2 protein-coding genes are annotated in these 2,267 nt (G+C 75.5%); one reads left to right on the top strand and one right to left on the bottom strand.

Annotation, left to right across the window (positions count from 1 at the left end; genetic code table 11):
- Positions 1-764 (top strand): NPCBM/NEW2 domain-containing protein (locus AWZ10_RS14130; protein ID WP_208618494.1); only part of this gene is annotated, 764 nt, incomplete at its 5' end.
- Between the two features lie 241 nt (positions 765-1,005).
- Here the strand turns inward: AWZ10_RS14130 and AWZ10_RS14125 are convergent.
- Positions 1,006-2,267: asparagine synthase-related protein (locus AWZ10_RS14125; RefSeq protein WP_244172486.1), on the bottom strand; the 1,262-nt coding region annotated here is incomplete at its 5' end.

Genomic DNA, 2,267 nt, shown 5'->3' with positions numbered 1-2,267 from the left:
CGGGCGACGACGTGGAGCCCAAGGAGCCGTTGGCCAAGCCGTCCGCCTCGCGGCCCGTCGAGGCCGCGCCGGAGCCGGATCCCTCGACGCCGCCGCAGCAGGAGGCTCCCGCGCCGGGCTCGCCCGGCGTGGTGGTGCCGGTGTCCAGGCCGTTGCCGACACCGACACCGTCGCCCTCTAGGCCGCAGGGTGTCACACCGGCTCCGTCCGCGAAGCCGACGCCCACGTCCACGTCCACGCCAACACCGACACCGACACCGACACCGTCTCCCGCGCCGCCGAAGCCGACGCCGACGCCGACGCCCCCTCCCCCGCCCCCGTCGGCTCCCCCGGCCGTCCATCAGTGGAACGAGCTGCGGTACGGCGTCCTCGGCGACGGCTCCGAGCCGGAGATGCGGCTCGCGGAGAGCAGCTGGGTCTGGCAGCGGTACGGGGTGTCGATCGCCGGGAAGCGGTACGGGAACGGGGTGACCGTGCACGGCCACTCCTCCGTGACCATCGATCTCAACCGCCGGTGCGGCTCGTACGACGCGCTCGTCGGCGTCGACGACCTGACGCACGGCCTCGGCAAGGTCTTCTTCTCCGTCTACGGCGACGGGGTACGGCTGTGGAGGTCCGGGCCGGTGCGGGGTGGGGATCCGGCGGTCCCTGTGCGGGTGAATCTCAGCGGGCGGGAGACGGTACGGCTGGTCGTCGAGCCGCACAGCCACTACGAGCTGCCGGTGCTGGCGGACTGGGCGGAGTCGAGGTTCAGCTGCGGATGACGGTTCGGCGTCGGTCAGTCCGCGCAGGACCGGTTCGGGGCGGCTGCGCAGGCCGGACCCGGAGGTCGTGAGGAGGCCGTCGACCAGGTCCGGGAAGGCCCTGAACCGGTGCCGGGCTGTTCCAACGTCGGTCGGCCCACGGATGGCGGGCGTGGGTGGTCTCGGCGTCCGCCGACGCCATGTCCTGGCGGGGCGGGGCCCCTGTTCGATGCGTCTCGTCCTCGGCCCCGAAGGCCAGGGGCTACGCCCGCCTTGCCGTCGCTCCCGTGCCCAGCGCGCCTCTTGGAGGGGTGATGCCGGCCGGTACCGCGCGCTGTCTTGCCGGGGTGCCTGTCCAGCAGGTGCCGCGGCGGGAGAGGAGGCGGCGTAGCCAGAGTTCGAGGGCGACCAGGTCGGCGAGGCCGTCGAGGGGGAGAGGTTCGCCCTCGGCTGCCGCGCGGAGGGCCTTGCGGACCACCCGGGCTTCGACGAGGCCCGCCTGCGCGAGCAGGGGCGTGTCGAAGAGGGTGATCAGGGTGTCGGCGGCCACGCGGAGGCCGGTGCGGGCGGCGGCGGTGGAGGTGGCGTGGGAGGGGGCACCCCAGCCGGGCGGGAGGTCGGTGACGCCGGCGCCCTCCAGCACCGTACGGAGGATGGCGGCGCGGGCGCCCGGCTGGACGCGCAGGGCCTCGGGGAGGGCGCGGCAGGCGCGGACGACCTGGTTGTCGAGGAACGGGGTGTGGAGGCGTTGGGAGCGGATCTCCACCGCCTGTTCCAGGATCCTCAGGTCCGCCGCGTGGCGGGCCAGGGCCGCGCGGGCGCGGAAGTCGCCGGGGCGCTGGCCGGGGCCGACGGTGGGGCGGCCCGTCGTCGCTCCCAGGCGAATCGATACTTCTGCCAGGGCCTCGCCCGTGAGCCAGCGGGCGGCGGGGCCCGGTCTGGCCCAGGTGAGGGCGGCCAGCGAGGCGCCCACCGCGCCTCCGGGCTCCTCGAAGCGGCGTTGCATGAGGCGGTCGGCGAGGACTTCGACGCCGGAGCGGTACGGGGTGCGGGCCAGCTTCCGGGCGGCCCCGTACACGCGCGCGGGGACCATCACCGAGCCGTCGGCCTTGGCGAGGGCGGCGACCGGGCGGACCAGGTGGCGGCGTTTGCGGTCCATGAGGAGGTCGGCGAGCCGGGCGGGATGGGCGTCCAGGACCTGACGGGCGCCGTAGCCGGTGAAGTGGTCCGCGCTGCCGGAGGCGAGGCGGGCGCGGTGGCGGGCGGCCGTCACCAGGGAGGGGCCCGGCTCGTCGGTCAGGGGGACGTCGAGGTCGGCGTACGGGAGAACTTCCTCGCCTCCTGTCACGACCACGTGGTGGAGGCGGGGGTTGGCGGCCAGGGTGCCCGCGCGTTCCAGCTCGGTCTCGCGGCCGGAGGTGGCCAGGTCGTTGAAGGTGACGGCGAGGAGGCGTTCGCCGGCGCCCGTGCCGTGGCCCAGGACCGTGCCGGGCGCCCCGGGCAGGCCGGCGGCGAGCAGGGCGA

It is taken from the genome of Streptomyces europaeiscabiei (genome assembly GCF_001550375.1).
GTDB classification, from domain to species: domain Bacteria; phylum Actinomycetota; class Actinomycetes; order Streptomycetales; family Streptomycetaceae; genus Streptomyces; species Streptomyces europaeiscabiei.
The sequence above is the reverse complement of the archived record's forward strand: the minus strand, read 5'-3'. Positions and strand labels throughout refer to the sequence as shown.